General features: G+C 51.6%; 38 protein-coding genes, 1 tRNA gene and 1 pseudogene. 7 read left to right on the top strand and 33 right to left on the bottom strand.

Translation table 11 applies throughout. The features are described 5' to 3' along the window. Positions 1-9: 9 nt before the first annotated feature. From K6K13_RS08440 to K6K13_RS08300, 29 genes and pseudogenes are all read right to left on the bottom strand, one after another. Positions 10-1,500: a phage tail sheath subtilisin-like domain-containing protein gene (locus K6K13_RS08440; RefSeq protein ID WP_434064596.1), complete on the bottom strand. Its 1,491-nt coding sequence runs from the start codon at positions 1,498-1,500 to the stop codon at positions 10-12. Further along, entirely contained in the window at positions 1,500-1,667 is a 168-nt protein-coding gene (locus tag K6K13_RS08435) for a DUF2635 domain-containing protein (protein ID WP_222160396.1), read from the bottom strand. Before K6K13_RS08435 ends, K6K13_RS08440 begins: the two co-directional genes overlap by 1 nt. A 3-nt stretch (positions 1,668-1,670) precedes the next feature. Then, positions 1,671-2,216, bottom strand: coding sequence for an ATP-binding protein (locus K6K13_RS08430; RefSeq protein ID WP_222160395.1), 546 nt, complete (start codon positions 2,214-2,216; stop codon positions 1,671-1,673). Next, on the bottom strand, positions 2,213-2,572 hold the full coding sequence (locus K6K13_RS08425; protein ID WP_222160394.1) for a head-tail joining protein: 360 nt from the start codon (positions 2,570-2,572) through the stop codon (positions 2,213-2,215). Before K6K13_RS08425 ends, K6K13_RS08430 begins: the two co-directional genes overlap by 4 nt. A 2-nt stretch (positions 2,573-2,574) precedes the next feature. Next, complete coding sequence (locus tag K6K13_RS08420; RefSeq protein WP_222160393.1) at positions 2,575-2,925, bottom strand: hypothetical protein; 351 nt, start codon at positions 2,923-2,925, stop codon at positions 2,575-2,577. 1 nt (position 2,926) lies between these two features. Beyond that, a complete protein-coding gene (locus K6K13_RS08415) occupies positions 2,927-3,976 on the bottom strand; it encodes a major capsid protein (protein ID WP_222160392.1) in 1,050 nt (349 codons plus the stop codon). Positions 3,977-4,073: 97 nt separating this feature from the next. Next, the gene (locus K6K13_RS08410; protein WP_222160391.1) at positions 4,074-4,478 is read right to left on the bottom strand and encodes a head decoration protein; all 405 of its coding nucleotides are present in this window, start codon (positions 4,476-4,478) and stop codon (positions 4,074-4,076) included. Then, on the bottom strand, positions 4,478-5,053 hold the full coding sequence (locus K6K13_RS08405) for a hypothetical protein (protein WP_222160390.1): 576 nt from the start codon (positions 5,051-5,053) through the stop codon (positions 4,478-4,480). Before K6K13_RS08405 ends, K6K13_RS08410 begins: the two co-directional genes overlap by 1 nt. Before the next feature lies 1 nt (position 5,054). Then, positions 5,055-5,924, bottom strand: a complete 870-nt coding sequence (locus K6K13_RS08400; protein ID WP_222160389.1) for a S49 family peptidase — start codon at positions 5,922-5,924, stop codon at positions 5,055-5,057. Next, positions 5,921-7,558, bottom strand: coding sequence for a phage portal protein (locus tag K6K13_RS08395; RefSeq protein ID WP_222160388.1), 1,638 nt, complete (start codon positions 7,556-7,558; stop codon positions 5,921-5,923). Before K6K13_RS08395 ends, K6K13_RS08400 begins: the two co-directional genes overlap by 4 nt. Beyond that, positions 7,558-7,821: a gpW family head-tail joining protein gene (gpW, locus tag K6K13_RS08390; RefSeq protein WP_222160387.1), complete on the bottom strand. Its 264-nt coding sequence runs from the start codon at positions 7,819-7,821 to the stop codon at positions 7,558-7,560. The genes K6K13_RS08395 and gpW overlap by 1 nt, the downstream gene beginning before the upstream one ends. Before the next feature lie 8 nt (positions 7,822-7,829). Next, positions 7,830-9,953, bottom strand: a complete 2,124-nt coding sequence (locus K6K13_RS08385; RefSeq protein ID WP_222160386.1) for a phage terminase large subunit family protein — start codon at positions 9,951-9,953, stop codon at positions 7,830-7,832. After that, complete coding sequence (locus K6K13_RS08380; protein WP_222160385.1) at positions 9,895-10,452, bottom strand: hypothetical protein; 558 nt, start codon at positions 10,450-10,452, stop codon at positions 9,895-9,897. Before K6K13_RS08380 ends, K6K13_RS08385 begins: the two co-directional genes overlap by 59 nt. Before the next feature lie 249 nt (positions 10,453-10,701). Beyond that, positions 10,702-11,343 (bottom strand): hypothetical protein, encoded by a 642-nt coding sequence (locus tag K6K13_RS08375; protein WP_222160384.1) that lies wholly within the window; start codon positions 11,341-11,343, stop codon positions 10,702-10,704. 145 nt (positions 11,344-11,488) lie between these two features. Then, positions 11,489-11,713, bottom strand: a pseudogene (locus K6K13_RS23720) (hypothetical protein); the annotation flags it as partial. A gap of 95 nt (positions 11,714-11,808) precedes the next feature. After that, positions 11,809-12,495, bottom strand: a complete 687-nt coding sequence (locus K6K13_RS08365; RefSeq protein ID WP_222160383.1) for a Rha family transcriptional regulator — start codon at positions 12,493-12,495, stop codon at positions 11,809-11,811. Between the two features lie 163 nt (positions 12,496-12,658). Then, positions 12,659-13,084 (bottom strand): lysis protein, encoded by a 426-nt coding sequence (locus tag K6K13_RS08360; RefSeq protein WP_222160382.1) that lies wholly within the window; start codon positions 13,082-13,084, stop codon positions 12,659-12,661. After that, complete coding sequence (locus tag K6K13_RS08355) at positions 13,081-13,608, bottom strand: lysozyme (protein ID WP_222160381.1); 528 nt, start codon at positions 13,606-13,608, stop codon at positions 13,081-13,083. Before K6K13_RS08355 ends, K6K13_RS08360 begins: the two co-directional genes overlap by 4 nt. Further along, the gene (locus tag K6K13_RS08350) at positions 13,608-13,862 is read right to left on the bottom strand and encodes a phage holin (protein WP_222160380.1); all 255 of its coding nucleotides are present in this window, start codon (positions 13,860-13,862) and stop codon (positions 13,608-13,610) included. Before K6K13_RS08350 ends, K6K13_RS08355 begins: the two co-directional genes overlap by 1 nt. A 196-nt stretch (positions 13,863-14,058) precedes the next feature. Next, positions 14,059-14,547: an antiterminator Q family protein gene (locus K6K13_RS08345; RefSeq protein ID WP_222160379.1), complete on the bottom strand. Its 489-nt coding sequence runs from the start codon at positions 14,545-14,547 to the stop codon at positions 14,059-14,061. Positions 14,548-14,847: 300 nt separating this feature from the next. Further along, the gene (locus K6K13_RS08340) at positions 14,848-15,210 is read right to left on the bottom strand and encodes a RusA family crossover junction endodeoxyribonuclease (RefSeq protein WP_222160378.1); all 363 of its coding nucleotides are present in this window, start codon (positions 15,208-15,210) and stop codon (positions 14,848-14,850) included. Continuing rightward, positions 15,207-15,497: a DUF1364 domain-containing protein gene (locus tag K6K13_RS08335; protein ID WP_222159418.1), complete on the bottom strand. Its 291-nt coding sequence runs from the start codon at positions 15,495-15,497 to the stop codon at positions 15,207-15,209. The genes K6K13_RS08340 and K6K13_RS08335 overlap by 4 nt, the downstream gene beginning before the upstream one ends. A gap of 2 nt (positions 15,498-15,499) precedes the next feature. Continuing rightward, positions 15,500-16,015 (bottom strand): phage N-6-adenine-methyltransferase, encoded by a 516-nt coding sequence (locus tag K6K13_RS08330; protein ID WP_222160377.1) that lies wholly within the window; start codon positions 16,013-16,015, stop codon positions 15,500-15,502. Beyond that, positions 16,012-16,467, bottom strand: a complete 456-nt coding sequence (locus K6K13_RS08325; RefSeq protein WP_222160376.1) for a YbcN family protein — start codon at positions 16,465-16,467, stop codon at positions 16,012-16,014. Before K6K13_RS08325 ends, K6K13_RS08330 begins: the two co-directional genes overlap by 4 nt. Positions 16,468-16,476: 9 nt before the next feature. Next, a complete protein-coding gene (locus K6K13_RS08320) occupies positions 16,477-16,644 on the bottom strand; it encodes a hypothetical protein (RefSeq protein WP_222160375.1) in 168 nt (55 codons plus the stop codon). A 22-nt stretch (positions 16,645-16,666) separates the two neighbouring features. After that, positions 16,667-18,043: a replicative DNA helicase gene (locus K6K13_RS08315; protein WP_222160374.1), complete on the bottom strand. Its 1,377-nt coding sequence runs from the start codon at positions 18,041-18,043 to the stop codon at positions 16,667-16,669. Beyond that, complete coding sequence (locus tag K6K13_RS08310; protein WP_222160373.1) at positions 18,040-18,855, bottom strand: replication protein; 816 nt, start codon at positions 18,853-18,855, stop codon at positions 18,040-18,042. The genes K6K13_RS08315 and K6K13_RS08310 overlap by 4 nt, the downstream gene beginning before the upstream one ends. 184 nt (positions 18,856-19,039) lie before the next feature. Further along, a complete protein-coding gene (locus K6K13_RS08305) occupies positions 19,040-19,318 on the bottom strand; it encodes a CII family transcriptional regulator (protein WP_222160372.1) in 279 nt (92 codons plus the stop codon). Positions 19,319-19,423: 105 nt separating this feature from the next. Next, on the bottom strand, positions 19,424-19,633 hold the full coding sequence (locus tag K6K13_RS08300) for a transcriptional regulator (protein WP_222160371.1): 210 nt from the start codon (positions 19,631-19,633) through the stop codon (positions 19,424-19,426). 110 nt (positions 19,634-19,743) lie between these two features. On the opposite strand from K6K13_RS08300, the gene K6K13_RS08295 reads away from it, so the two are divergent. Then, positions 19,744-20,340: a helix-turn-helix domain-containing protein gene (locus K6K13_RS08295; RefSeq protein WP_222160370.1), complete on the top strand. Its 597-nt coding sequence runs from the start codon at positions 19,744-19,746 to the stop codon at positions 20,338-20,340. A gap of 760 nt (positions 20,341-21,100) precedes the next feature. On the opposite strand, the gene K6K13_RS23165 is transcribed toward K6K13_RS08295, so the two are convergent. Further along, positions 21,101-21,184 (bottom strand): CII family transcriptional regulator, encoded by an 84-nt coding sequence (locus tag K6K13_RS23165; protein ID WP_252120500.1) that lies wholly within the window; start codon positions 21,182-21,184, stop codon positions 21,101-21,103. 295 nt (positions 21,185-21,479) lie between these two features. Continuing rightward, positions 21,480-21,716, bottom strand: coding sequence for a transcriptional regulator (locus tag K6K13_RS08285; RefSeq protein ID WP_222160369.1), 237 nt, complete (start codon positions 21,714-21,716; stop codon positions 21,480-21,482). Between the two features lie 102 nt (positions 21,717-21,818). Here K6K13_RS08285 and K6K13_RS08280 point away from each other — a divergent pair, with 102 nt between their 5' ends. The 6 genes from K6K13_RS08280 to K6K13_RS08255 all read left to right on the top strand — a co-directional run bounded on the left by K6K13_RS08280 (position 21,819) and on the right by K6K13_RS08255 (position 25,077). Further along, the gene (locus K6K13_RS08280; RefSeq protein ID WP_222160368.1) at positions 21,819-22,193 is read left to right on the top strand and encodes a helix-turn-helix domain-containing protein; all 375 of its coding nucleotides are present in this window, start codon (positions 21,819-21,821) and stop codon (positions 22,191-22,193) included. A 477-nt stretch (positions 22,194-22,670) separates the two neighbouring features. After that, positions 22,671-23,036: an antitermination protein gene (locus K6K13_RS08275; RefSeq protein WP_222160367.1), complete on the top strand. Its 366-nt coding sequence runs from the start codon at positions 22,671-22,673 to the stop codon at positions 23,034-23,036. Positions 23,037-23,249: 213 nt separating this feature from the next. Beyond that, positions 23,250-23,432, top strand: a complete 183-nt coding sequence (locus K6K13_RS08270) for a hypothetical protein (protein WP_222159472.1) — start codon at positions 23,250-23,252, stop codon at positions 23,430-23,432. Then, positions 23,425-23,733, top strand: coding sequence for a hypothetical protein (locus K6K13_RS08265; protein WP_222160366.1), 309 nt, complete (start codon positions 23,425-23,427; stop codon positions 23,731-23,733). The genes K6K13_RS08270 and K6K13_RS08265 overlap by 8 nt, the downstream gene beginning before the upstream one ends. Continuing rightward, the gene (gene bet / locus K6K13_RS08260; protein ID WP_222160365.1) at positions 23,730-24,470 is read left to right on the top strand and encodes a phage recombination protein Bet; all 741 of its coding nucleotides are present in this window, start codon (positions 23,730-23,732) and stop codon (positions 24,468-24,470) included. Before K6K13_RS08265 ends, bet begins: the two co-directional genes overlap by 4 nt. Beyond that, on the top strand, positions 24,454-25,077 hold the full coding sequence (locus tag K6K13_RS08255; RefSeq protein ID WP_222160364.1) for a lambda exonuclease family protein: 624 nt from the start codon (positions 24,454-24,456) through the stop codon (positions 25,075-25,077). Before bet ends, K6K13_RS08255 begins: the two co-directional genes overlap by 17 nt. A 69-nt stretch (positions 25,078-25,146) precedes the next feature. Here the strand turns inward: K6K13_RS08255 and K6K13_RS08250 are convergent. Next, positions 25,147-25,224: transfer RNA gene (locus K6K13_RS08250), tRNA-Gly, on the bottom strand. A gap of 16 nt (positions 25,225-25,240) precedes the next feature. After that, a complete protein-coding gene (locus K6K13_RS08245) occupies positions 25,241-25,681 on the bottom strand; it encodes a CCDC90 family protein (RefSeq protein WP_222160363.1) in 441 nt (146 codons plus the stop codon). Positions 25,682-25,712: the final 31 nt, after the last annotated feature.

Raw genomic sequence — 25,712 nt, 5'->3', positions numbered from 1 at the left:
GGTGACTCCTTAAGCCGACGCTTGCAGGCGGAATTGATTGAGCACGGCGAAAATGCGTAACTGGTTGATCAGCACACCATCCCACAACACATTGACCCGATTCGGGTTGCTAGTGTCTTGCTCCACCAGTAGCCCATCGGCAAATCCGTCGGTGTCCTGGACATAGCCGTTATATTCCAGCGTGGTGTATTGCGCGATCAATTCTGCCTTAATGATTTTGGGCGTCACGATGGCCTGCCCTGGCGCAAAACGTGTGCCATCCGCAGCCAACTTCATGCGAGGAAATTTGGAGGTGATCTGGGTTCTCAGATAGCGGGTGACGAACATCAGCAGATACAGGGTTTCGATCTGCAGATAGCTGTCATCCTCCGCGCCGTAACTGTTTTTCTGGTAGGTGGTAATGATATTTTCCACCTGCACACTGTCATCATCCGCTACGGTAAAGGTTGAGATACCACTGAACAGCAAGTTATTGCGTTCAGCCCACTGAAAGCGACTTTCCTTGGGCGGTGCCAATACACCGGAAATATCCAGCGTTTGAGTCGGTCGGCCCGGATCGTTTCGTACTGAGGGGGCAATGGCACCCACCAACGCGGCAGTCCATACATAGGCGGGGGTTGGTGAACCATAAACACCCAGCAGGGTTTCATGCTGATTGTTACGGGCCTCCCCCTTGGCGGTTAACACGCCATAGCTGCCTGCCACACAGCCGAACGCATGACCATACAGCAATTGGTTATAGCTCCAACGCCCCGTTGAATCGTCCAGGAAGCTTTTCACCGCATCCAGTGAGGTGGTGTCTGTGTAGGGGTTGACGATAAAGTCGTAGCTGGTATCCCCCAGGTTAGCCAGTGCATCATCCAGTTCTGGCGCACCCAGCCCACCGGCCATCGCGGTAATGGTCAGCGTCAAACCGCTAGGCATGGATTCGCCGCCGGTGCTGCCCTGATAATTCAAACGCAGGTCAATATCATTGCCATGCGCGCCCCGGTTTTTTGCCGTTAGCGTAATCACCGCAGCAGCGGCGATTGCCGTTACCGGCATTCCCGATTTGGCATTGATCTTTGCCGCGAGTGCCGTGGCTATCTCGCTGACAGAATCCGTTGCCGTTACCGTTAACTGGACGCGCGCCCCAGCGATATACAGGGAAATGACGCCCGTTGCGGAGGGTGCGGACGCCACCGTGAGGGTGCCGGTCGCCGCTGTCATGGCCGTTGCATCATCTGCCAGCGGCAGAACATGAATGATCGCCGAGCTATCGTTAGCCAAATAGGCAGCAATCAGGGAGTGGAGCATTGATCCATCGCCGTATAAACCCGCCACGGTAGACGCAGAAGACGCTAGCGCCGGAATATTGGCGGCCTGGCTGCTACTGTCCAACTGTTGCCCAATAATCAGCGTGCGCTGGGTAGCCGTGGCGGTATTAGCCTGCGAGTTATCAAACTCGGCATAGAACAACGGAACCCGAATCTGGTTGGGAATTTTGCTGAATGACACCATTATTGGTCCCCTTTGGTACTGGTTTTGGTCGTCACCAATTCCACATCACCGTCACGCAGACGGCGACGCCAGAACGGCGAATCCTGCACGTCTGCACCGGATTCGGGCAAAAGCGTGCCTTTAACCGGATCACGCACAGCGCGCCCGGCGGTCGGTTTGACTTTCATGGATTACTCCGTGAGATCGATGTTTACGATGGGTTGGTTGGTGCCCGTCGGCATCTTGATAGTGATATCAACGCCCTGCAGCGTATGGGTTTCGACGGGGTAAAAATCTTCCGGCCCCTGGTAGTATTCAATATCGATCTCCAGCAGCAGTTGGGCCAAGTGGCCTTCGCCGCTGGCGTCGATATCTATCGTTGAACGCACTTGGGAAAATTGCTGGATGTGCCGGGTAAGGTCATAACTGTTGATAACCGCCCGCTCGACTTGCTCTCGCAACGCTTCCAACGCTAACTCCGCCTCCATTGCGCCATCGTCTTCGGTTTCACCGTCATATTCCTGCACGCGGCCAGTAATACGAACGGTGGTGACGGTGGTAAATGCCGGGGTGTTGCGTCCCTGCGAATGTTTAAGGTCAAAGGGGGTTTGCACCAGTAGAATCGGGTACATATCACGGGTGGTAGGCAAATCACGCGGCGAATACACGCGATCCGCCGCGTCCGTCGCCCCTTGCAGCGCCTCCACCACCAGTTGGCGAACCGTGGCTGCATTCATCGTTTTTTCACCAAGTTGAGCACCAACTTCGAACCGCCATGGCTGTCCGGCTGCACATCCGCAACGATAAAAAGTTGATTCACCGGCACACCGCCGACGGTATTGATAAAGACGCGATCACCCTGTACCGGCAAGGCGTAACCCGAGGAAATAAAGTCGGCATCACGCACACCCAACGCCGGATTGGTGGTATTAATTTCCGAGTCGCCATCCAGGTTTTCCGCAGCCTGAACATAGCCACGATCAAAAATCCCGTTCACTGTGAACGGGACGCCATCTTTTGGCCGGTACTCGTGTTCATCGCCGAAAATGCCATGCAGGGGTGCAAGAAGATGCAGGTCCCAGTTAACGCCCATAGTTACTCCGTCGAAACACTGACTGCTGGCTTAGCCGATAGCGTACGCTGGCGTAGCACCTCGATATCGCCAATCACCCCAGCGTTCATCAAGCGCACAGCATCAGACCCGCTGACTGGGATGGTATCGTTCTCACGGTATACCTCACCATCATGCCGGACGTGATTACCCTTCAACACAACATATTGTGGAGTAGTCACATCTTCACTGGTTAACGGTGTTTCAGTGCTATCACTATTGCTGCCTTCAACCATGGTTGACGTTTCAGCGCTGTTGTTAGCCGCCACCGGCGTTGTTTCCCCACCGGCGTTCAGGTCTTCGTCTGCTACCTGGGTTTTGTCAGTTTTCGCCATTTCACACCACCTTTGCACAAAGAGAGGCATTTACTCGGCTGGGGATTACCAGAGGGGAGGACTGCGTTAAAATCAGTCGCTGTGCTGGGTTCTTTTCAACCCAGGATTTAGGTGCATAGGCCATGGGGCCGTAATTAAACTCAGGATCCAAAATAACGCCAAATGCGCGGGTTCCCATCAAGTCGGCACCACTCATTATGACGGCACCGTCCGGGATCATGGGTTTTTCAATATTGTCCAGCGGATCAATATACCAATCGTTATACAGCCACAGATCAAAGTTACCCCAACGCCCTTTGTAAACGGCTCCCTTATTTGCCTGAGGTCCCGCATTGATCTGATTACCGAATGGACTCATATTCGGGAAAGTGATCGCGTTGTCTTTGATGGTGGTATCAAGACGGAACGCCTTCCACGATTTAGTGGTGAACACCAAGTCCGTAGGGACTGCACCGGAGTTTTTCAGGATCAGGGTCTGCCACTCTTCAATGTCGTCGGAAGGCTGTGTGTTGGTTGTGCCTGCAGCGACACTCAATGGCCATTTATCAGAACCACTCAGGGTAATGGTCAGATCAGAAGAGCGCCCAAAGTTCACCACCTGGGTTTCATACCCTTCTCCGGTAACTGTGACCGTACCGGTGGTCAGAGCACTGGATGCCATCCACTCTAGGCGACGGTTAATCATGTCAATTTGATCGGCCATCTCAAACTGTAGGTTGATCATTTCCCGCTCTGCAGCCGTATATTCACCGCCGATACGCTCACCAATCTGGCGACGAATCGGTTTCCGAAGGTCGGGAGCACGTAAGTCTTTGACGTAGGCAGGTTTAAAACTGTTGGTCTGGTATTTTTTGGATTCAACCAGTTTTCCCTCCACCAGCGGGGAAACAAACGGGGCCATACGACGCAGGCCGACATCAACATCAATGGCAACTTCTTCGGTATCAGAAGTCACTACGTTTGGGAAGAAGCTATCAAGTAGCCAGTTCTGGCTGGTCAACAGATTAGGAACAACCTGAACCAACACGCTGGTATCAAAAATATTATCCATAGTCAGTCTCATGGTAATGCCGGAAAGGGTGCCGGCATGGATTGGAAATGCGCGCACGTCTGCCGATTAAAGCATTGTGCCGGGATGATGAATTAAATCAGGAAGCAGATACTGGGGCTTGAATGCTGTCTTTCAGGAAAATAGCCAACGGACGCAGCGCGCTTTTCATGCTCGCGAGTGTCCAGGAATCATCGGTGATGATACGATTTTGGTTAAACTCACCCATCAGATACACACCTCCAGCTTGATCAGTGGTGGAGGCATCAACATTATCTACCAAGATCGCCACTGGCGTTTCACTGCCATCAGTAGCCGTCTTGACGCATGCCGTGTATTTCCCGCTTTCTGTGACCATACCGAGCACGGTACCACGCTTAAACGCGCCACCAGTTACTGTCACCGTGTCTGTGATCAGTTGTAACGGACCGGCAATAAGCTGATCGGGAACAAATAGCGAACTGCGCATGCCCGGCGAAAATGGATTTTGACCAAACTGATCCATTATTTATCTCCCTTGGTGGAGTTGTAGAGACTGGTCATGGTTTGCACCAGCGCTGATTTACCGGTTGGTTTGGTGCCATCCTGCCCCAGGCGTACCTGTTCACTGGACTGCATGCGGTCATCCAAGGAGCGACGGCGAGAGCCTTGTAGTTGCTGTTGCCGGTTGCCTTTCAACACATCAATCGCCGCAGTTGAACTCATACCGGTGTTAAAGGCCAATGATGCCGCCAAGGAAATATTACCTGCAGCGTATTTGCTGCCAAAGATGCGCGCACAACGACGGCGTTCACCCAGTCGAGCCTGGCGGCTTGCCTTGTCGTCTTTACGGTCATCACCGTCATCGTCTTCGGCATCCGTGTCGTTGTCGTCATCCTCAGCATCCGGATCGTCGTCTTCTGCGTCAGGATCATCGTGTTCATCTTCTTCGGCGCCAGTGTCATCCTCGTCGCGATCGTCTTCTTCCGCGCGACCTTTGGCCTTTTTGGCTTTTTGCGATTTTTTATCTTCATCCTCTTCAGCGGCTTTCGCGCCACCACCGAAAAGGTGAGCAAAACTAAAGGGTTTGGTCTTAGCCATATCAGGCTCCTGTTAATGAAAGTAACTTTCTGAACGCAGCATCTGGGGTCATCACTCCGTCAGCCAGTCCAAGCTCTACACCACCCGCAGCCATAAAACAGGCTGCTTGCGTATTTTCGATAATGTTTGCGCTAATGCCGCGATTACGGGCCACGGTGTTAACAAACAGTTCCCCCATGGTGTTGATATCACTCTCGATAGCGGCCAACGCTTCAGCAGACAGTTCGCGATAGGGCGAGCCCTCTGCCTTGCGTTTTCCGTAAGTCACAATGGTGACTTTCAGCCCGTCGTCCTTGATACGCTGCGTCCAATCCAAGTGCATGGTGATAACGCCGATCGAGCCAACGCCCCCGGTGCGCGGTACGTAAATCTTGTCGGCCGCGCTGGCGATGGCATAGGCCGCCGAATAGGCGTTTTCCGACAGAATCGAATAGATCGGCTTATCACCCCTGGCATGATAAATTTCATCCACCAAATCAAAACAGCCAGCGACCTCGCCACCGGGTGAGTCGATATCCAGGCAAACGCCGCTAACATCAGGATCATGCATCGCAGTAAGAAAGGATTGACGAATGCCGTCATAGCCAGTCATGCCGCTATAGGGTCGCAGGCTGCCCAACTTTTGAACCAGCGTGCCGCAGATAGGAATGACTGCCACCCCCGCTACGTTGTCGTAGCCTGGGTCACGTCGCGTATTGCGTTCACGGTTGTCGTCATAGCCGTAGTAGTCGTCATCCTCCATCGCCAGCGCGGCTTCAATTTTGGAAATGCCGAATCGGTCCATAACCGCCGCCATCATGACTTCGGCTTTGTTGGGATGAATGGCCAGCGGTGTATTGAACATCCGCTGCGCAAGGTGGGGTAAATTCACTTTTCCTCCGGATCAGTAATCGTTTGGCTGGCGAACTGGTCGGCCTGCGCCCAACTGGGTAAAGGGAGGCCCCGCTTAACACAAGACTCAATTTCCCGCTGACGCTGGTCCAGCACCTCTTCCCAGTCTTCGCCGACGTTTTCCCCCACCTCAATTTCGAGGGTGGAGAGCCCTGCATCCAGGCCAAGAATTGCCCCTTTCTTCTCTGCCACTGGGTCAACCCAACCTCGTCCCGGCCCCATCCAACGCGCACGAGAATAGGCTGCACGCGCATCGACAAAATCCGGTGCGCCCGCGGGCAGCGGCAAATCCTCGTTGTCGTGAACCTCTTCGGCAAACGCGGTGAGGATCGGCTGAGCAAATCCAATGGAGAAGTCATCCCGGCGCCGTGTCAGCGTTTTCCAGGCTTCCAGTAAGGAAGATCGCGCCGAACTGTAGTTCACATCAGACCAATCCTGTGTCACCTGTTGCGGTGAAAGGCCGGTACCGGAAGAGAAATTACGTAATACCGCCGATTCAAACACCTCAAAATTACTGTAAGGTCGAGCGGCATTCACCGTGGTGATTTTTTCGCCCGGATAAAGAATGGGCATCCGTGCGCCATTTTGCAGCGTCAGGCGGCGATCTTTGTGAAATTCAATACGGCCATCTTGATAAGCGCCAAGGATGGAATCGTCAACGCTTTCCCCCATGGCGGCCTGGACCATTTCCGCGTCATAGGGGGATTCGATATAGGCGGCAAAGATGGCATTGAGGATCGCCGCCTCCAGCTCGCTTTGATCATACTTGACCAACATTTTCAGGCGCTGTATCACCGGCGTCAGTATTCCATTACCCCGATGTTGCGCCCCGCGCTCATGGTCAAAGTCATGCACCACATGCGGACGGCCCCAACCGGTTTCGCGCGCTATACGCTTCCAGGTCATGGTTTTCTTGCCGCTCCACCAGTCGCCGATATGCGCTTCGCGAATGTGATAGGCCACCGGCGCGCCATCGTCGTCTATTTCGACACCACCACGGATATTAGGCATATCAAAATTTTGCTGCGGGTTGCTGAGCCGGTCAGGATCGACAATTTGCACCGTGGTGGCGTAGCGCCCCTTACCCCGCCCCAACCTATCGAGTCGGTACTGAAGTACCGCCAGTGCGTCACCATCAATCAATTTGTGGCGAAAACCCAGGCGTAGCATTTGTGGTACGGTCAGCTTGCGTTCCACATCGCAGTAACGCCCGGTGTCATAAGCCCAGGTGCGCCAGTGTGCCTCCAACGCTTTGCCGTATTCCTCAGCCCAGGTGGAATCAAATTTTTTATTGCCGGTGATCATTTTGAGCACACGGTAATCAGGCTTCATGATCGGGCGAAAATTGGCCCCGACCGCATTATCTAACAATCGTGTGACCGCACCGTTGGCCCAGCCATCGTTACGCACCAGATCACGTGCACGGGATACAATGCGGTCGCGATAAATATTGATCTCATTGTCCGGCGACCACAATGCCGGTTGCCAGTTCGCCAATTGATCGCTGAAGGAGTCGGCAGCATCATAAGGAACACGGCTACCACCGGTCAGCATACTGGGGCGCGCTGGACGCAAAGGGCTACCATCCGGCCCGAGAATGTGTACTTTATTCATCAGAATCGAAACCTCGCTGGTCGCCTTGGCCGCGCCACAATCCCCAGTTGCGCCTGCAACAGTTGAATCAATGCCAGCAAATCGGCCAAGGTGCTCTGTTGGTAAGACACAGAGCGCGTCCCGTCCCCCATACCGTAGGAAAACGAAACACCGTGGGTTCCGGTCGCTAAATCAATGTAAGCCTGCTGGGCCTTGGTGAGTGCATCTCTTAATTGGTCATCCGTCATCGCGCCAGCCAGCAAACTGGTGTTTCGGTTAAACATGGTGATCCTTATTGCGGTAGGAGTTTTGACAGACGCTTACGCGGCGGCGGCGCTGGCTCTTCGACAACGGCGCCGGGTAACTCGTAATTCACTTTTTCTTCTGGTTGCGCGGCGGGGGGTAACAACTTGTCGGGGTTGGCCTCAAGATTCGCGGCGCGAACATTCAGTTTTAACCCGATATGCATCAACCCACAGAGCGCGGCGTAGCCATACACCCGGCAGTCCAACGCTTCGTTAGCGCGCCCGGCGATAGCCTCCCAGACACTGAAACGCTGACCAGCAACCACTTTATAGACCAGACGTTCAGCCAGCAGTTGATTGAAATACCCCACGTCCCGATCATCAGGGAAATGCATATAGCCCGGTGCGGCTTCCTGTTGTTTAGGTGGTTCGAGATGCAATCTGCCACGAATCACGTCTTTCGCGGCATTGACACCGATAATGATCGGCCTGAATTGCGCCTTACTTTTCGATGAGGGGCGCTTGGTCGGCCAGACTGGGTTACGCTTGCCGCCTGGTGCGGATTCCCCCTTGATCGCCCATATGCGGCGGCCAAGGCGCTCTTTGGCAAATTCGTACACTTTCTGCGTATGATGCCCGCCGGAGTCATGGCAGGCGGCCATGATGGTGAGCCCCCGCCCATCCCCACGGCGCCAGACCTGTTTCAAATAGGCATCAAGGCGTTTCCAAGGTTCGTCAGTTTCCAGATCGCCGTAAATAACATCATGCGCCACCGACCAGGACTCTTCGTTTCTGCCCCAGCCAATCACTTCAATCTCGAAGCGATCATCCTGGGTATCAATACCGGCAGTCAGTACCGCCACAGCGTCAGCAACTGGGGCCGCGAAAACTTCACGGCGTGCCAGCAGAATATCTACCGGTAACTGCTTGCCGTGGTTAGGCCGATGCGGTAAGCCCATCTGAGTATTCCACCATGCCAGTTCCTTGTCGGGGTCCCCTTTGGCACGTAGGTATTTCTCTGCGATATCGGACGGTTTGTCCTTCTGCCAGGGGCTGAAAAGCTTGGATGCCTGAAATCCGGCGTGATGATTGTCGAGCGCTTCCCGGCCACAATCCGGGCAGCAGGCACGGTAAACGGCATGTCGATCAGATTCGGACCAGTGCCAGACCTTTTCTACTGCATCCGCGCCACCCGCGCGCCATTGCTGTTCATATTCCATCAGCGGTGCATGCCTCTCACCGCAGCATTCGAAGGGCTTGGTTTGATGCCAGCGTAGGGTACGCAGCGCACGCAGTCGCTCACCCTCTGACCATCCAGCGCCGCAGCATTCGCAATAAATCATCGCGGATTTGCTGATGTGCCGATCACCGTCTTTCGGCCACTGGACGTGTTTGAAGAAATCCAGAAATTGGCGGTGACCACAATGCGGGCAGACCACCGATGCCCGACGTTGATCGGACTCTGCGTAACTGTCTGCGATACGGCTTTCATCTTCCACCGTGGGCGAGCAGGCACGCACCGATAACCAATTCAGGCCAAAGGTTGCGGTACGCTCCTCTGCCAGGGTAATCGGGTCCCCTTCGCGGGTTTTCGGGTATTTATCGATTTCGTCCGCCAGCAGAACGCGGATCGGACGGCGCGCCAGGTTATCAGGGCTACCGGCCCCGGCCAGCGCCAGAAAACCACCGGTAAAGGCTTTATACAGTATGGTTTCTTTTGACGTTTTCTGTTTCGAATCACCAATGATTTTACGCAGCACCGGCGTTACACGCACCAGCGGGCTGATGCGCTCTTTTGAGAATTGTTCTGCCGCCTCTTCTTTCGGTTGCAGCAACAAAATAGGGCACGGATCAAGATGCGCGAAATAGCCAAACAGGTTTTCTAACAACGCGGTTTTCATCAACTGGGTACAGCACATCACCGTAATCACATGAACACCTGACTCGGTAGCGGCAAGCATAGGGCCACGGGCTATTTCAACCGTCTCGGTTTCCCAATTGCCTGATGTGCTACCGGCTTCACGTGCCAGTTTACGGTAACGATCTGCCCATTCGGGCACACTGATGCGAGGCGGCGGTGTCCAGGCTTTGCGAACACTTAAATAAAGGCGATCAATCTTCTCCAGGGTTGAACTCGGGTTCTCCGAGGACAGAAATGTGTTTGTGGACATGTTCGATCAACACCTCTGTCATTTTATCCGCTGGCACATCCAGATCAGCGGCCATCAGCGGCGCGACTCGTGAAGGCCAGTTGAGCCATGCATCCCTTTGTTGACGAAAGGCGATAAAAAGGACCTCCTCGGCTTTGACCATATCGATCAACTGACCGCTCTCTTTTTCAAACTCCAATTTGGTCAGCATGGCCAGGTAGTTCTCTTTTATCCTGGCGGCTTCTTCCCGTGACAGGCTTGCTCCTTCTACCAGCAGCATTTCCTGAGCATCATTTTCAATTCGCTGTTCGGTGGAAACGTCAGCCGTTTTTTTCTTTTTGGCGTTGGACGTACGTAGATCTTTGCCATCCCGGTTTTTTGCCAGCGCCGCGTCGGTAGCTTCAACGTCAATCAGCTCACCATCCATCACGATGAACTTGCCTGACTTAATCCAGCGGCCAATAGTTTTACGGTCGACGCGTGCGTGTTGCGCGTAGGCGCTCTGGGTCATTGTGGTCATGGGACATCCTGATGGGACATTTTCAGTGCTGGGACATTACCTGGGACATTTTTTGTGTCCCACACCAAATGTCCCAGGGTAAAGATCGCCAGCACCCCGCAACCGGCAAGGGCTGGCACGTTTTTCGTCAGGGTGGGACATGGGACACAAATTGAAAATTTGTCGCTAGGAAAACACCGCGGCTCGCAATGCCCGTGCCTTACAAAAGTACCAGGAAGGACCCAAAACCCTGCACCGGGTTGGTGCGGGTCATTTGGCGGTCCTCAGAGCCTGATCCAGCGCCCTAGCCATTGCTGACGGCATCAACGCCGCCGCCATGGTGTTGGCTCGGTCAAAATACCCCAGGTGCTGACGCACTGGCAGCGCATCACCAAACCGGATTAACAGCTTTGGTGCGGGCTGTTTCTGTCGTGCGGCGCGCGTACCATTGGGGGATCGTTTCGCCCGCTTCTTGGCCTTCTTGCCTTTTCGGGTTTTCTTTCGACGCCATAGCCCCTCGACACCGCCCACTTCGCCAACAAAAGTATTATTGTTTTTGCGCTGGCTCATCTTGCGATTGCCAAGGTTGCCGTATTTGTTGAGGCGAATGTTTTTGGGGTTCAGTAGCGCATGGCCGTTAAGCTTGTGCTGCCCACCGATTTCAAACGGTTCCAGGTATTCCGCTGAGGTATCCATGATAAAGACGCGGGCCTTTAGCGTGTCTTTTCTGGCACCTTGTGATCGAACTGAATTGGCGGTGAACGGGGTTGGATTGTCGAACGTGCGTTTAATGGCTGTCGTTTGTGCGTCTTTTATCTGCCTGGCTACGCTGGTTAGCGCCTGAGCAGTAGCAAACGGGATTTGCTTTCGTACCCGTTCTAACTGGTTTAGGAGGTCGTTTAGCCCTGGCATTTGCCCCCCAGAACATTGATAACGCATGGTGGCAATAAAAAACCGCCCGTAGGGGGTAATGCCACTAATCAAGTTGCAATAAGCCATGATCCAGCGATTCGGAGTACGCGATCAGCCCCGTGTATTCCGGGATAATTTCGCCATCGCCAGATTTAACGGGGCTTTTGGTGGTACGCACGCTGTTTTTTTGCGTACCGCTTTTGCGTACTTGCGTACCATTTTTCTTATTGCGTACCCAATCCAGCTTTGCCGCCTTTTTCCGTATGGCTCCCTCGGTGATGCCGTCGCCGTACTGTGCTGCTATTTCACGGAGGGACAACACTCCGGCCCGGTATGCCGACTCGATGGCCTCCCAGTCCGGTTTTGCCATGGTTATTTCCTTTCTTGGTGCTTAATTTTTTTGCAACCATTTGATTTTAAATAGGTAATTGTAGCAATGACCTCGATCATTCTTGGAGAAAACTTTCAGGCTGCCAGTCGTTGTTGTTCTTCAATCAGTGGTTGGCGATGGTTTTTGGTGAATATTCCCATCAGCGTGGCCTTGCGTTGTTCAAAGTCCCAGCCCATGCCAATGAATACTGTGTTGGCGCGTTGCAGTTCGGTAATGCAGTGGATTTGCTCTGGCGTCAGATAGTCACGGATGGATTCTTTCTTGCCTATTTCATGGTGGACTCGAAATTTTGCGGATGTCATACCCAGCGCAATGCGGTTTATTAAATCGGCCTCGTTGCTGAAGTGGTGTGGCGCAATGGTTTTTCCCTGTGCCTCACGCTCGTGTTTGATGGCATCGGTCAATGGGCGGTACTCAAGTCGGGCGGTATTGCGATCCATTTTCTTGCTCGCCAGTGCTGAACGCATACGAAAGAATTCAGCAACAAGACGCTTCTTAAAAGCACGCACAGCCTCATTGTTTCGCATGTAGGTAATCAACAATGTCGTTTGCTGCTCGTTAAGCAACGCTATTTCTTGCTTCTGCGTCCCGCCATCCGTTTCAAAGGGTCGCATTTCAAATTCTACCCTTCCGAACTCTTCCAAGTCCGACTTGTACTTGCGAACTAGCTGGATCACGGGTTTGTGATCCTTCTTAATGCCTTGTGCAACAGCGCAAGACGTGGTTACTAAGTCAAATTTTTTTATTTCCACTAATTGCATCACTATTTCCTTTTGGTGATAGAGCCTGCCTCGTAGACATAAGTGGCCCAAGAGTGGTTAGCGATGAAACCGCCACTCTGTCTCAGGCTCATATCCCGAAAGACTCTTGGTTTTGTGCGCACGAGGATGCGCAGGCGAAAAAAATACCGGATTAACGGGGTGGTTATTTCAAGCACTGCTCACGGACGTATTGCTGCAATCCGGTCAGTTGCTTGGTGATGGTTTCTATTCCGGCTCTGAGACGGAAATAATCCCGTTCAGCATATGGAGTAATTCTGGCGGTTCCTGCATTAGCCACGCCGGGGGTGGTGGGATTATTGCTACAGGTTGCGGAGATGAGCAGCCGCTTACGGCCAGCAGCGACATCCCGATGCAAATCGCTAATGATTTTTTTCGCATCGGCTAATTCCTTCGTGTATTTGGCATCAAGCGCCGCAACATCACGCTGACGGGTTTGCATGTCGCTGATCGTGGCGTTCGCCAGTTTTAATGTGCTGGATGTCTCGCTGTAGGCGTCGTGGTAGTGGTAGACACCGAATGACAGCGCAGCAATGAGGACAGCGAGAACGGCGTGGAGATGCAGCTTCATGCACCTAACCCCCAACACGAAAGTGCTGATTCCTGGTCACGCCGCGCTATCTGCCCGTAACAGTTGTTGGCGCGGATACGGCAATCTTTGCCCCCGTCCCACATCCAGCGCTTAATCTCTTTGCAGGCACCCCTCAGATCGCCTGCATTCAATTTGCGGTAGAACGTTGAGGTGAAGCATTTACCGGGGCCGATGCTCCACGGACAAAACGAGGCAATACCGACTTTTTGCACCTCAGTGAGCGGCACGTTAACGTTGCGGGCCACCCAATCGAGCGCCTTTTGCTGCTCTATGGCATCAATCTTTGCGCACCGGTCAGCGGTCAGCTTCATGCCCTTCACGACCGGTTTGCCTTCGACCCACGTCACACCACCGCAAATCGTCCAGAGGCCGCCGCCGTCAGGATAAGCGGTTAACCGCATACCCTCTTTTTCAGACTGGAATTGCGCCATCATCACCGGGGCTAAGGCACCAGCAGCGATGAGCGCCAGCATGGCCGCACTGAGTTTGCTTGCTTTTGACATCACGCACCACCTGTTTCCCTTAACTGGTATTCCTTCCTGCGGTAGTACCAGTTGACTGCAAAAGTGCCCATTGTGCAGACCATGCCGACGATGATCGCCCAATCACCGAGCGTTAATCCAGCCATTTTATCCGCAAGCAACCATACGCTTTCTGTAGTTGATGCGGCGTAGGCTCTGGCAGACGCGCCAAGGCCCATTAAGCCCGTCCCGCTTCCATATGAAAGCCTGCTGTAGAGAGTGCTCATTCGTGTCATACCCTCACCTCCCGGCAGGGATGGCGATATATTATTGAAAGGGGAAATAAAAAAGCTACGCGCCATGCCCGGCGCACAAATAGAAAAGCCCCTGCATTTCTGCAAGGGCTTGAATGAGTTTGGCAACACCCTATGAACACACGAATACCACCATACACCCAAAGTATTGCTCATTTGCTTTTTTAGGTCAAGCCCTTTATGCGACTTTACGTATTTTAGGAACACGTTTGCGGTTATTCATCGCAATTCGCAGCGGTTCATAGAGAAAATACTGGCTAGACTCCAATTTCTCTTTAACGATGCGACGGAAGAATGACAGCGACGGATTGATAACCCTCTTCCCTCCCCTTGTTCCCATTTTGCGTGGCGTTGCGACCTTGTGCATGTAGACTGCAATTGAGTATTGAGATGAGCCGTGAGCGTAGTAACTGAGAAGGATTTTGTAGGCTTCTGGATCAATGCACATGACGGAATCTACAACCTGAGAAATCAACATCCCGTCATCATCGTTGCACATGGGCCTACTCATCACCCTGCCTGGCTCTACTCTCTCCATGAACTGCGCAATTACACTGCTTTGCCGCTTCTCTAGCCTCCCTGAATAAACCCACGCGCCCCATAATTCCAACCACCCTTCAATCCATCGATGCTGGTCATCCGTGAGCTTAAGTTCAGCTATTGGCATTTCTTCCTCCGAGGACTGGCATCCCAGCACTGATAATGCGTTAGCTGGATAGTTGGGGTGATGGGCGTGAAGAGGTTGAGGATGTCGTGAACGCATTTCATGTCACTTCCACCGTATTTACCGTGCCGAACCTGTCCTGCCGTGTGGTGTATAATTTACGGAGTCTCTTTTCCCTTGCCGCGCCAATTTCCTGGCGAACGCTCAGTGTTCCATCGCGCTTTTGGTGAATGCAGTGGTGATGTCGCGTGAGGAGGCGGAGAAATCGCGCCTCTTCTATCGCTGCGTTGATGTCAGTAAACATCAGGCGTCCTCCAATTCCGTGATGACGATATCCAGACTGCCCCCGCGTTCTTGCTGCCCGCGCCTCACCCTGAAATCGTCTATCTGTTCGTCATCCAGCATGAAGCCCGCATGCGTGAGCGAATCGAAAACCGCCTTTTGCAGGTTGTCGAGGTCACGGCGTCGCTTGTCTGGCGCGTTGGCGATGATGGAAATTTTCAGTCTTGCGGGCGTGTTGATATCGAGGTTTTGCTGCTGGATTATCTGGATGATTCTTTGTCGGTATGCTTTGCCTTTCTCGCTGATATAGTGCCTGTGTCGCGCGTGTCGCCAGTAGGTGTTTAGGCTTGGCGGCCACGGCAGTTTCAGGTGATATTCGGTCATCGCTTAATCTTCCCCTGCGCCAGTAAAATCGCCTGTGTACGGATGACGCCTTCCAGATGATGCAGCCGGGCATAGTCGGCATCGGTGATACGCGTACGGCGGTCGATTTCGTCATGACACCCTGAACAAGCCCATGCGCCGAAAAGGTCGTCAGGCTTCATGCCGATGCCGCAAATGCCGGACATTCGGTAATGGGCCAGCACTACAGTTTCAGCGTTGCCGTTACAGATGCCCGAGAGCCTCACCTGACACTCTCGGCCTCTGGCCTCTTTCCTAAGATTCGCCATAGCTACCTCCACATCCGGTTAATCAGCGTGTGTTTGCTTACCACGGTCATCCCTTTAGGGGTTGTTCGCCACGGTCGCCAGATGAACAACACGCTGCCCTTGCTGTTACCCGCCTTGCCTTTTTTGCCCGTTTCAGCGCTGATAAATGACAATCGGCCCTCGGTGATGAAGCGCACCTCATCAACCGTTTTCTGCGCCTGTGCGAACCATGCCGTCGAGGTATCAGCAGGCAGCAGCATAACGACCGTTTTATTCTGCTTGCGGCTCTGCTCAGCAGCTTTATCAACCCAAGGGCGGATATTGCTGTACGGGGGATTGCAGAAGATGGCTCCCTTGCTGCTCCAGTCACAGGCCAGGGCATCATCCTCTGGCGTCAGATACAGACGGCACAGGGCATTGTCGTGGTCAGCGGCGGCATCGAGGTAGAAGCCAAACTCCGCATCCAGCGCTTGGAAGACCTCGGGCGGTGTTCGCCATAGATCCTTCATTTCTTTTGGCGTGTTTGATTTATCTGTCATTCATTCTGCACCTGTTTGAGTTTTTGATATTCGCAGTCGTTAGGTATCGTCAGGTTGCACCCCATTTCACGCGCCCAGCCTTCCACTTGCGTTAGGTAGAGATGCATGTCGCCCGTATCGAGGTCGGACGTATGCCGCAAACTGCTCACCGTTGTTTTTGCACCCGTCACCACATCAACCATTTCTCTATCTGCATAACCCAGATACGTGTGTTTCATAGCGTCCTTAACCCATTCTGGAGACGCAAAAGGCTTGCCGCGCTTAATGAGATAGGCGCTGATTTCTGCGTACCACATGTGGGAAAGACTGTTCTGGGAGAGGCTGCGCTTGTCACGCCACGGCTTGATTATGAGGCGGTAACATTCGCCAGATTCGAGAAGGGGTTGTAACTGTTGGCCTATGGCCTGAAAGTTAGATTTGTGGAGACGGACGCCATCTTTCGATAGCGCCAAACTGACTCCTTACGCATACCATTTCGTCATGCCCTCGAATGCATCCATCGCTTCATGAAGCCCCTGTTCGCGCAGATATTTGACCATCAAATCGTCAGCGTCACCGTGGTCAGATTCCGGGTCGGAGAACCCGCCTACGATTTTCAGCATCCGCTCTGTAAATTCTTCCTGCGACATATCACTCCTCCTGTTTGTTTGCCTAGACGTCAGCGCCTTTTGCGTACCTGCGCACCCTGGTTTCTGTCTGCTGCCTTGTCGTGCACTTCTCCCGCGCTTCGTCTTGGTCGCACTCAATGAAATGACCATTAACGAATCGTTGGTAGACTGTGCCAAGTGAGCCGAATCGGTTTTTTGTGACGATGATTTCTGCGAATGGAGCGGCGGGTGAATTCTCGTTATACACCGCATCGCGGTAGAGCATGATGATTGAGTCGGCATCCTGTTCAATGCTGCCAGAGTCACGCAAATCGGCGTTGGTCGGGCGCTTGTTAGGCCGCTTCTCAACATCTCGTGATAACTGACTAAGCGCGATCACTGTCGTTCGCAGCGTCTTAGCCATTGCCTTTAGGCTCCATGAGATATGGGCTATGGCAAGGTCGTTACGCTCCGCTTTCGGTTTGGCTATCAGCCCGAGATAGTCTGCCATGATTAACGATAGCGCCGGGTGCTCCTGCTTGTGCCGCTTGGCAATGGCTACGATTTCCTCCACCGTCAGGCGGCAAGCGTCGACTACCCACACGTCCAGATCTGCCAGTCGGTTAATGCCGTCCACAATCCTAGCCCATCCCTCATCGTCAAGGTTTGAAGGGTTGCGCAGCAGACTTACCGACATCCGCCCTGCCCCGGCTATCGAACGCTCAACGACCTGTAGAGAACTCATTTCCATGCTGAAAATCAGAACGCCCCTCCGCTGGTTCTCCCCAGGTAACTTCCGGTTTGCAACGCCTTCGGCAACCTTAAGCGCCAGTTCCGTTTTCCCCATGCCGGGCCGGGCGGCGACGATCACTAAATCCTCAGCGTTCATCCCACCGGTGATCGCGTCCAAGTCGTCAATCCCTGTTTTCAGCGTGTCGGACTCTTCCCCGTTTTTCAGGCGGCGCTCTAACGTGTTGGTGTATTCGGAGATGATGTCTCCAAGGCGAACCGGTTTCACTTCCTGCTTCGGCTTTCGAATGCCTGACAGTCTGCCGATAAGTTCGTCCATCGCGACGGTAGCCACTGCAATCGATGAATTTCCGATTGTCCCGCGCATCTCGTCAACAGCCGAAACGAACATCCGGCGCTGGTACATTTCAGCAACCACATCGGCATAGCCACGCAAGTTTGCTGCGCTGGGGCAGCTACGCGCCGTTTCCATGATGTCGGCAAAATACTCATCGCCACATTCCTCGGCAACCATCAGAGAATCAATCATGTTTCTGGTGCGAGCCTGTTTACGGATCACCTCATAGGCGCGTTTGTAAATCGGGATCGCGAAGGTTTCCGCATCCAGCGTTGCCAGAACGTCAGTTGCCGTTGGCGTTAAACCGCCGATCAGCAAACCACCAATCACGCTGGCCTCGATATCCTGTCTCATAGCGTACCCTCCCTGATTTTCGTCAGCGTTTTGCGCTGAAGCAGGTAATCAAAATTAGCCACCCAGCCGCGATCGTTGTCGCCAAAGTGGAACGGCCTAGCAGCAGCCATAAACGCCCTGACGTATGACCTAAAGCCCTCCAGGTTTGGCGTAGCCAGAGATTTAACCAGAGCAGCCAATTTCCGTTTTCGCTCGTCATTGGCTTCAACAGCGTGAGGCAGCCTGTCACCCACAGCTTCGTTGTAGGCGTTCAGGTAGTCGTCGTATTGGATTGGGTTTGATTTTCGTTTAGCGGGTTTACCCCCCTTCACACTTTCACCCGTAGGGGGTAAGGGGGTATTATTTATTTTATCTTTAAAGATATCTTTTGTGTGTTCCGTTTTGGTAACACTAGGTGTATCCAATTTGGTAACATTTTTTGTTCCCGATTTGGTAACAATGTTATCTATTTGGGAACACTCCGGGATCTCCCATTCTGATATGTTTTTGTTTGGGCCAATTTTGCTTCCGTCTTTCACCAGAACTTTCATGGCGATAAGCTCATTTTTGGCAATGTTGGCCTTTGGTCTGCTGATTCTGCAAATCTCAGCTAATTGACTGTCAGCAATGCGATCCATTTTCTTCTTGAAGCCGTATGTCTTTCGGCATACAGCGTGTGCCACCTTGGCTTGATTGCGTGTCAAATTAGCGCCGATCAGTTCTTCGTAAAGCTCCATCGCCAGCATGATGAAGCCATCATCAGTGTCAGCCACGCGATGCTCCACTACCTCAAGTTGAGGTTTCTGGTAGTCTGATATCCTAGCGACGCTCATCCTTTTTCACCCCTGCTTTAGCCAGTCTGAAAACATCGATAAGCCGCTCAGCGAACGGCCTGTTATTAACGGCAGCGACAACTAATCCATCAGGTGAATCGGGATGCATACGTTCCTCTTTCTGCTTGAAATTCCGGTTATTTCGTGCCATAATTCCTACTGAAATTAATTAGTTATTGCAGTTTTAAGCCGGAAAAGTGCTTCCCCACTGACCGGCTTTTTCTTTGGTCAAATACCCCGCCAGCCGTTTGGCTAGCTCAGCCATTTCATCATCGGCAATGCCGTAGTTCAGCACGGCCAGCATCAGGCTCACCTGTTGAAACAGACCGTTCTTCCAGCGACTAACCTGGTACTCCGGTACGTTCATGGCGGCGGCAAAGGCTTTCTGTCCCATCAGGGCTAACTTGTTGAGTAATGCCGACTCGATGTGAGCGGCTTTCTTGCTTTGTGTTGCAGTGTTCATTTGTGATACTTCTCCGTATTGTTAAGACATGACAACCCTGTGGGGTGCCACTGTGTTATTGGGGGTGAAGCACCCACCGGTTAAGTTTGTAAAGAGCGGTGAAGATTATTGGTTTTTTGCTTTTGCCATTGAGTTGAGAAGCTCAGCAGAACTAATCTTTCCGTCAGTCGCCATCACGATTGAGGATATGAAGCGTGCGCTTATCTCTGAACCTTTAAGCCACTTGCTAATTGATGGCTGGCCCGTTCCTACTCGGCGAGCCAACTCAGACTGGGAGCCAGCAATCTCAATAGCCCTTTTGATAACGGCATTCATAGCGGTATTCCCTTTTACATAAATTAGAATGAATTATTCTCTTGAGAATTGAAATAGTCAAGTCATTTTAGACTTTGACATAAAATTCCTTAGGGAATATTTTGCGTAATATGAAAACACTCAAAGAAAGACTGGCTTATGCCATGCATACGACCGGGAAAAACAACCAGACTGAACTGGGACGACAAGCCGGTGTACCTCAATCTTCCATATCAAAAATACTACGGGGGGATAGCGAAACATCGCGCCATACAGGAAAGCTCGCGGCAGCTCTTGGAGTTAGTGCTGATTGGTTAATCAACGGCACAGGTTCCATTTTTGGTGAGGCAAACCAAACCATACAAGCAATTGATGTTTCAAAAAATGTAAAAGTTTTCGATTTTAATGGTTTTACAGGAAACCATGTTTCGTGGTTTAGCACATTACCAGAACACTTTAGAGCCTACGAAATTAAAGGGAGGACGGGTATATCACAGGCTCCTGCTGGAGCTATTGTTATCGTTGACCCAGAAGAGCTACCGGCATCCGAAGATTTAGTTTTGGTCCTACTAAAAGATACAATCTCCGTTTTTCGTTATCACATAGGTGGTGATGGTAAGGGATATTTGTCAGTAGATGATTCACGAGTTCCTCTAGCACCAGTTTCGGATCTCTCCTCAGTGCTTGGTCCAATCGTCCAGGTTTTCATTCCAGAATTGAATAAGTAAACAACCATTATATCTTGTGCCTGAGCGCTGTAATAGCTACCAGGCCCAACTCTTACATACAGTTCCCCCATACTTCCTCCTGACAAAAAACCATCCATTACTGTGTTTTCATCCGGCATAGATCGTAAAATTTACTATTCCAGTAAAAAAAATTCTCTTGAGAATCACCGATAAAATACCCTTTAGAATTATTTTAACAATACTCTATTGACTTATATTATTCTTTATTGCATAGTTAGTCCATCAGCAGGACGCTGGGTAACTCAAACGGATGTGTGCTCTTTAACAATAGACTTGTGGGTGATTCACCCCGCCAAAGTGGTTTGCTTTGGGATGATGACACGAAAGTGTGGTGTAAAAACTCTCCTTGCAGCGGAGAGAACCGTGCGAAAAACACCGCCGCTATTCAGGTGTAGCCATCATCACCAAAGCTAACCAGTTGGAGAATTCAAATGCCAAGAAACAGACACAAGAATCTAGCTCGTGCCATCGCGCACCGGGCGGAGAAAAAAGAAACAATAGCTACAGGGCAACTTACGGTATGTAAGAGAGTCGGAACGGCTGATGTACTGGCTCAGCTGGTAATTCAGTTGCGCGACAGAAAGCTGCAAGAAACAGTCGGCTCAGTATGCATACCTGATGTAGCGCTCTTTCGAGCTGGACATCGCAGCAAGCCTAAAAATCCGTTTCATGTTCAAAAGTGAGGTAATTATGAAATTTAAAGATTTTCCAGATGCACTAGCTCGTCGTCGTTAACTCCTCACTCCAAAATTGCCAGAAGTAAGCTCATGCGCGGTATCAGTGTTTCTTTCCAGCGTGAAATCTGTGATTCGTGTACGCCCATCAGGTCAGAAAACTTTGACTATCCCATCAGGGCTAACTTGTTGAGTAGCGCCGACTCGATGTGAGCGGCTTTCTTGCTTTGTGTTGCGTGGTTCATGTGTGATACTTTCCTTCTAGAAACAAATAAGTAATTAAATGCGCATGTGGATACACGGCACCTGTATTTTGGTGATCAACAGACGTGACGAAGCCGTGAGCCAGTCACAGTGAATGTGTTACTGTAGGATGTTGAGTTCGCCACGTTGTCGGTGGCTTCCGTAGGACGACTGTCCGTTGTGAAGAGCGGGTACTGCTGGTTAGGCTGCGTGTTCCCTGTGAGCAGGAAGCGCATCCGTCGGGTTCGGGTAAATATCTGGACGTAAATCATGGGGAAGAATCCCCGTTACTTGATGTATAGCCAGTACCCTATTTGCTGGAACGATACCCTTGCAATGTGTTTTCCAATTGCTAACGGCCATACCTGAAACACCAATCATTGCACCAAGCTTTCTAATCGAACCGGCTTTTTGGATAGCTTTTTCAAGCGCATTCATTCAAACCTCCTATAACCACAACACAAGAGTAAAGCATAGGCTTACAAATATGTCAATATTTAGATGATTGCTTCTGCAAAGCAAAGGTTTACAATGAAAATCATGGAAAAAGAAAAGACATCAAAACTCTCTACTGCAACAAGGCTGTTAGAGCTTATTGCAAGAGGTCACTCTAAGTCCGATATAGCTAGAATGGCTGGAGTGAGCAGACAGGCCGTCACTGGGTGGTGCATTACCGGGCGCATAAGCAAGGAGGCTGCTATACGCTTAGCCAATGCTACGGGCGTTTCTCTTTCATGGCTTCTTGGTGAGCAAGTTGATGAGCATTCTGGCCTGCGCCCAAAGGAACGAGAAGTATTAGAAATATTTAATCAATTACCTGAAAATGAACAAGAAAAAATGATATCCGCTTTCAAGTTAAGGCTACAGGAGTTGGATGATTTCGTGGAAAAATACATTACCAGAAGGAAAAAGTAATACAGAAATGCCGCCCTACCTATACCAGCAACACCTCAAGCCTTCTCAATTTTAGCCCTCCTTCTAAGCAATAACTGAATACCAGCACAGTTAATACCAAAACCCTTCTAGCAAGGTGCTTTTTTCCTCGTTTATCACGACAAAGTAAATCATAGATTGACAAAATAATCATTCAATGATTAACTCTACAACACCAACCCGCAACGGCAATACCCCGGCAGGCAAGACCTCGAGTTACCCGCCGATTGTCTGAGCGTAAGTAGCCAGCCCGAGGCACACGAACATGACGGCGGTTGCAGAAAATTTCAGATACATGCTCCTTCAAAACGAGCCTCGCGCTCTACGGAAGGCACCGACAACGTGCCGAACCTTTACCCAGATGTTTTTGGGGTGTGGTGGGCTGAATAAAAATTATAGCCAACACCAGGGGCCACCACTGGCTCACCACACCACCAAAACCATCTATTGGAGGGGAGCATGGCTACTATCATTTACCGTAAATCCGTTAATCCTGTTAGCAAAACCAACGCCGCCATTCGCCGTCATGCCAGACGCAAGGCAGAAGCCATCCGGCGTGAACTGGTGACATCTCGTATTGATAAGGTATTGGGGCAGAAGCCAGAAAAACGCAAAGTGCTTAACCGAATCGAATTAGCCTTCAAGCGCAAACGTGCGCCACGAGTTAATTTCAATTTACTGACTAAGTTCAGGAAGCAAATTAACCGTTTCGCGGAAATGTACGACATGGCTAAACGTCTTAACCATCGCATCTGGTACAGCAAGCCGAAAACGGAGTATGGCATTACCGCCAGAGCAAAACAGAGTATGTCGCTACCGATGTAAAACTGGCCCACCTGCCGATGTAAATTTTACCCACTCAGGGTGAAAAAGGCCGCTCTCGCATTAAGCATACATAATGCCGCCTATCGTTAATGCTCTCACTGCAAATACCTGCATTAGCCGCGAGCAGGCAATTAAAGCATTAACCGCACTGAAAGTGCAGCCTTCTCCCGCACACCCGCATCACCTACTCATTAATCAATCAGGAGTTACCCAATGGCATACATCAATGTCAGGGCTATCCCTATGGGTAGCTCAGGTTTCGACGCCATTAAAACAATCCAGTACCACAAGATAAACACCCTCAGCAGCGCATCGTTTGTGCCTAAAAGCTGGCTGCAACGGTTATTCGAGCAGCTTATTGCAACGGTTAATCAGAAGGGGAACCCCAATGCTTAATCCATCAAAGATACAGGCTATTCGCAAAATCATGGAAGAAATGCCGCCTGAAATAACCGAAGACTGTTACGCAGAGGCTGAGCAATTGGCGGAGAAGTCTATCGAAAGGTTTCGTGACTCGCTCAGAAGGCACTGGCCCGACGCTTACACCGAGCAAGCCTGTGAGTACATGGAAGATAGCGATGTTGATTATCAGGAAACAGAAAGCCACCGCATATTTGACGCTATTTTCCACCGTGTAAAGGTTGAGCGGGCATTTTGGATTTATGACAGGCAGAACAGCACGGAGGATGCAGCATGAGCACGGCATTAACAACCATGGCTGGGAAGCTGGCTGAGCGTCTCGGTATGCAGCCAGGTACGGACTTGATGAATACCCTTAAGAATACGGCGTTCAAGGGGGGTAACGTCACTGATGAGCAATTTACTGCCCTACTTATCGTTGCCAACCAGTACGGGCTTAACCCGTGGACGAAAGAGATTTACGCATTCCCTGATAAGGGCGGCATTGTCCCGGTTGTGGGTGTAGATGGTTGGGCGCGGATCATTAACGAACATCCGCAATTCGATGGCATGGAATTCAGCTACGATAAGGACCAGGGCGCATCGACTTGCAGGATTTACCGCAAAGATCGCAAACACCCCACTGTAGTCACCGAATACATGGGCGAGTGTAAGCGCAATACCCAACCGTGGCAATCACACCCTACCCGAATGCTGCGCCACAAGTCGCTCATTCAGTGTGCACGCATGGCCTTTGGCTTCGCTGGCATTTACGACAGCGACGAAGCAGAGCGGATCATCGAAAGCAGCCCGGCAAGCGTTGTTGTTGGACAACAAACAGACGAGCGCCGCCCTGCACTCATTGCCCGGTGCGAAGAGGCGGCTCAGATGAGCATGGAAGTCTTCGCTGAAACATGGAAAAACCTGACCCACGAAGAGCGCCAGATTATCGGCAATGCAGAGAAGGAGCGCATCAAGAACACCGCCCCAATCGAAGCAGAATTCAGAGAGGTAGAGCATGCAACAGCGCAGTGATGAATGGTTTTCCGCCCGTTGTGGCAACGTGACCGCCAGTCGCCTGTCTGACGTGATGGCGAAAACGAAATCTGGATACGCTACCAGCCGTCAAAACTACATGGCAGAGCTTATATGCCAGCGCCTAACCGGAAAGGTGGAAGCAAGTTACTCCAACGCCGCCATGCAGCGCGGCACTGAACTTGAACCGGTGGCGCGGGAGATGTACCTGCTTAACCAATTTGACGCAGAAGTGACGGAAGTGGGATTTATTCCCCATCCAGATATCGCAGGATTTGGTGCATCGCCTGACGGACTCGTAGGGTGCGATGGTCTGATTGAAATCAAGTGCCCCAATACATGGACGCATTTAGAGACCATCAAGACTGGTAAGCCAAAACAGCAGTACTTGCTCCAAATGCACGCCCAAATGATGTGTACGGGCCGAAAGTGGTGTGATCTTGTCAGCTATGACGACAGGCTACCGCCAGACCTTGCCTATTACCAGTTGAGAATTCATCAGGAGGATAAGCTGGTTGCTGAAATAGGGGAGGCGTTAAGGCAGTTTCTGGCTGAGCTTGAAAGAGAACTTGAGGTTATTAGAAACTTATCCAAGGTGGCGGCATGAGTACCTGCACGTCGTCGGGCGGCTATACAGATGAGTTCAGCCTGACGCGGGAGCGGAGTTGCTGAAAGCTGGAGGGTCGAGCAGGGATCGAACCCGCATCTTACGGTTGGGGAACACGTACGCTCTTCCACATTAAGCTACCGACCCAGGGTGGCAGAATTGATTAAAGGGCCGTAACGAGAAAAGCTTTCACAACCAGAGAGATAATACCCAAGATTCCAGCACTCAGCATCCAGCGCATTAACTTCTGCTCTGAGCGGATACCCGCCATCTCAAGCTGTAAATCCTTGCGGACTAAAGATATCTGCGCCTCGGTCTTCTCGAAGCGAGCCTGCATCTGAGCTTCGTTCTTCTCGAAGCGAGCGTCAATATCCTTACGGACATCGGCTATCTGCGCGTCGGTCTTCTCGAAGCGATGAGCCATATCCTTACGGACATCGGCGACATTCCGATTTACCTCAGCGATATCAGCCTTGGTAGCGACATCAGCCACTTCATGAGATTTACGTACGACCAGCGAAATCGCCTTGGCTTGCTCTCTAGATATGCCAGCAGTTTCAAGCTCTTCTGACGCCTGCAATGTATCAAATGCAACCTGGCCCATAGCGGATCCTCCTGTGTTAAGCCAAGTGTAA

This window comes from Symbiopectobacterium purcellii, assembly GCF_019797845.1.
Taxonomy (GTDB): domain Bacteria; phylum Pseudomonadota; class Gammaproteobacteria; order Enterobacterales; family Enterobacteriaceae; genus Symbiopectobacterium; species Symbiopectobacterium purcellii.
The sequence above is the reverse complement of the archived record's forward strand: the minus strand, read 5'-3'. Positions and strand labels throughout refer to the sequence as shown.

Excerpts from the sequence above, each read along its gene's own strand:
- K6K13_RS08440 (WP_434064596.1), bottom strand. The coding sequence starts at position 1,500 with ATGGTGTCATTCAGCAAAATTCCCAACCAGATTCGGGTTCCGTTGTTC.
- K6K13_RS08435 (WP_222160396.1), bottom strand. The coding sequence starts at position 1,667 with ATGAAAGTCAAACCGACCGCCGGGCGCGCTGTGCGTGATCCGGTTAAA.
- K6K13_RS08430 (WP_222160395.1), bottom strand. The coding sequence starts at position 2,216 with ATGAATGCAGCCACGGTTCGCCAACTGGTGGTGGAGGCGCTGCAAGGG.
- K6K13_RS08425 (WP_222160394.1), bottom strand. The coding sequence starts at position 2,572 with ATGGGCGTTAACTGGGACCTGCATCTTCTTGCACCCCTGCATGGCATT.
- K6K13_RS08420 (WP_222160393.1), bottom strand. The coding sequence starts at position 2,925 with ATGGCGAAAACTGACAAAACCCAGGTAGCAGACGAAGACCTGAACGCC.
- K6K13_RS08415 (WP_222160392.1), bottom strand. The coding sequence starts at position 3,976 with ATGGATAATATTTTTGATACCAGCGTGTTGGTTCAGGTTGTTCCTAAT.
- K6K13_RS08410 (WP_222160391.1), bottom strand. The coding sequence starts at position 4,478 with ATGGATCAGTTTGGTCAAAATCCATTTTCGCCGGGCATGCGCAGTTCG.
- K6K13_RS08405 (WP_222160390.1), bottom strand. The coding sequence starts at position 5,053 with ATGGCTAAGACCAAACCCTTTAGTTTTGCTCACCTTTTCGGTGGTGGC.
- K6K13_RS08395 (WP_222160388.1), bottom strand. The coding sequence starts at position 7,558 with ATGAATAAAGTACACATTCTCGGGCCGGATGGTAGCCCTTTGCGTCCA.
- gpW (WP_222160387.1), bottom strand. The coding sequence starts at position 7,821 with ATGTTTAACCGAAACACCAGTTTGCTGGCTGGCGCGATGACGGATGAC.
- K6K13_RS08385 (WP_222160386.1), bottom strand. The coding sequence starts at position 9,953 with ATGTCCACAAACACATTTCTGTCCTCGGAGAACCCGAGTTCAACCCTG.
- K6K13_RS08380 (WP_222160385.1), bottom strand. The coding sequence starts at position 10,452 with ATGACCACAATGACCCAGAGCGCCTACGCGCAACACGCACGCGTCGAC.
- K6K13_RS08375 (WP_222160384.1), bottom strand. The coding sequence starts at position 11,343 with ATGCCAGGGCTAAACGACCTCCTAAACCAGTTAGAACGGGTACGAAAG.
- K6K13_RS08365 (WP_222160383.1), bottom strand. The coding sequence starts at position 12,495 with ATGCAATTAGTGGAAATAAAAAAATTTGACTTAGTAACCACGTCTTGC.
- K6K13_RS08360 (WP_222160382.1), bottom strand. The coding sequence starts at position 13,084 with ATGAAGCTGCATCTCCACGCCGTTCTCGCTGTCCTCATTGCTGCGCTG.
- K6K13_RS08355 (WP_222160381.1), bottom strand. The coding sequence starts at position 13,608 with ATGTCAAAAGCAAGCAAACTCAGTGCGGCCATGCTGGCGCTCATCGCT.
- K6K13_RS08350 (WP_222160380.1), bottom strand. The coding sequence starts at position 13,862 with ATGACACGAATGAGCACTCTCTACAGCAGGCTTTCATATGGAAGCGGG.
- K6K13_RS08345 (WP_222160379.1), bottom strand. The coding sequence starts at position 14,547 with ATGCCAATAGCTGAACTTAAGCTCACGGATGACCAGCATCGATGGATT.
- K6K13_RS08340 (WP_222160378.1), bottom strand. The coding sequence starts at position 15,210 with ATGACCGAATATCACCTGAAACTGCCGTGGCCGCCAAGCCTAAACACC.
- K6K13_RS08335 (WP_222159418.1), bottom strand. The coding sequence starts at position 15,497 with ATGGCGAATCTTAGGAAAGAGGCCAGAGGCCGAGAGTGTCAGGTGAGG.
- K6K13_RS08330 (WP_222160377.1), bottom strand. The coding sequence starts at position 16,015 with ATGACAGATAAATCAAACACGCCAAAAGAAATGAAGGATCTATGGCGA.
- K6K13_RS08320 (WP_222160375.1), bottom strand. The coding sequence starts at position 16,644 with ATGTCGCAGGAAGAATTTACAGAGCGGATGCTGAAAATCGTAGGCGGG.
- K6K13_RS08315 (WP_222160374.1), bottom strand. The coding sequence starts at position 18,043 with ATGAGACAGGATATCGAGGCCAGCGTGATTGGTGGTTTGCTGATCGGC.
- K6K13_RS08310 (WP_222160373.1), bottom strand. The coding sequence starts at position 18,855 with ATGAGCGTCGCTAGGATATCAGACTACCAGAAACCTCAACTTGAGGTA.
- K6K13_RS08305 (WP_222160372.1), bottom strand. The coding sequence starts at position 19,318 with ATGAACACTGCAACACAAAGCAAGAAAGCCGCTCACATCGAGTCGGCA.
- K6K13_RS08300 (WP_222160371.1), bottom strand. The coding sequence starts at position 19,633 with ATGAATGCCGTTATCAAAAGGGCTATTGAGATTGCTGGCTCCCAGTCT.
- K6K13_RS08295 (WP_222160370.1), top strand. The coding sequence starts at position 19,744 with ATGAAAACACTCAAAGAAAGACTGGCTTATGCCATGCATACGACCGGG.
- K6K13_RS23165 (WP_252120500.1), bottom strand. The coding sequence starts at position 21,184 with ATGGGCGTACACGAATCACAGATTTCACGCTGGAAAGAAACACTGATA.
- K6K13_RS08285 (WP_222160369.1), bottom strand. The coding sequence starts at position 21,716 with ATGAATGCGCTTGAAAAAGCTATCCAAAAAGCCGGTTCGATTAGAAAG.
- K6K13_RS08280 (WP_222160368.1), top strand. The coding sequence starts at position 21,819 with ATGGAAAAAGAAAAGACATCAAAACTCTCTACTGCAACAAGGCTGTTA.
- K6K13_RS08275 (WP_222160367.1), top strand. The coding sequence starts at position 22,671 with ATGGCTACTATCATTTACCGTAAATCCGTTAATCCTGTTAGCAAAACC.
- K6K13_RS08270 (WP_222159472.1), top strand. The coding sequence starts at position 23,250 with ATGGCATACATCAATGTCAGGGCTATCCCTATGGGTAGCTCAGGTTTC.
- K6K13_RS08265 (WP_222160366.1), top strand. The coding sequence starts at position 23,425 with ATGCTTAATCCATCAAAGATACAGGCTATTCGCAAAATCATGGAAGAA.
- bet (WP_222160365.1), top strand. The coding sequence starts at position 23,730 with ATGAGCACGGCATTAACAACCATGGCTGGGAAGCTGGCTGAGCGTCTC.
- K6K13_RS08255 (WP_222160364.1), top strand. The coding sequence starts at position 24,454 with ATGCAACAGCGCAGTGATGAATGGTTTTCCGCCCGTTGTGGCAACGTG.
- K6K13_RS08245 (WP_222160363.1), bottom strand. The coding sequence starts at position 25,681 with ATGGGCCAGGTTGCATTTGATACATTGCAGGCGTCAGAAGAGCTTGAA.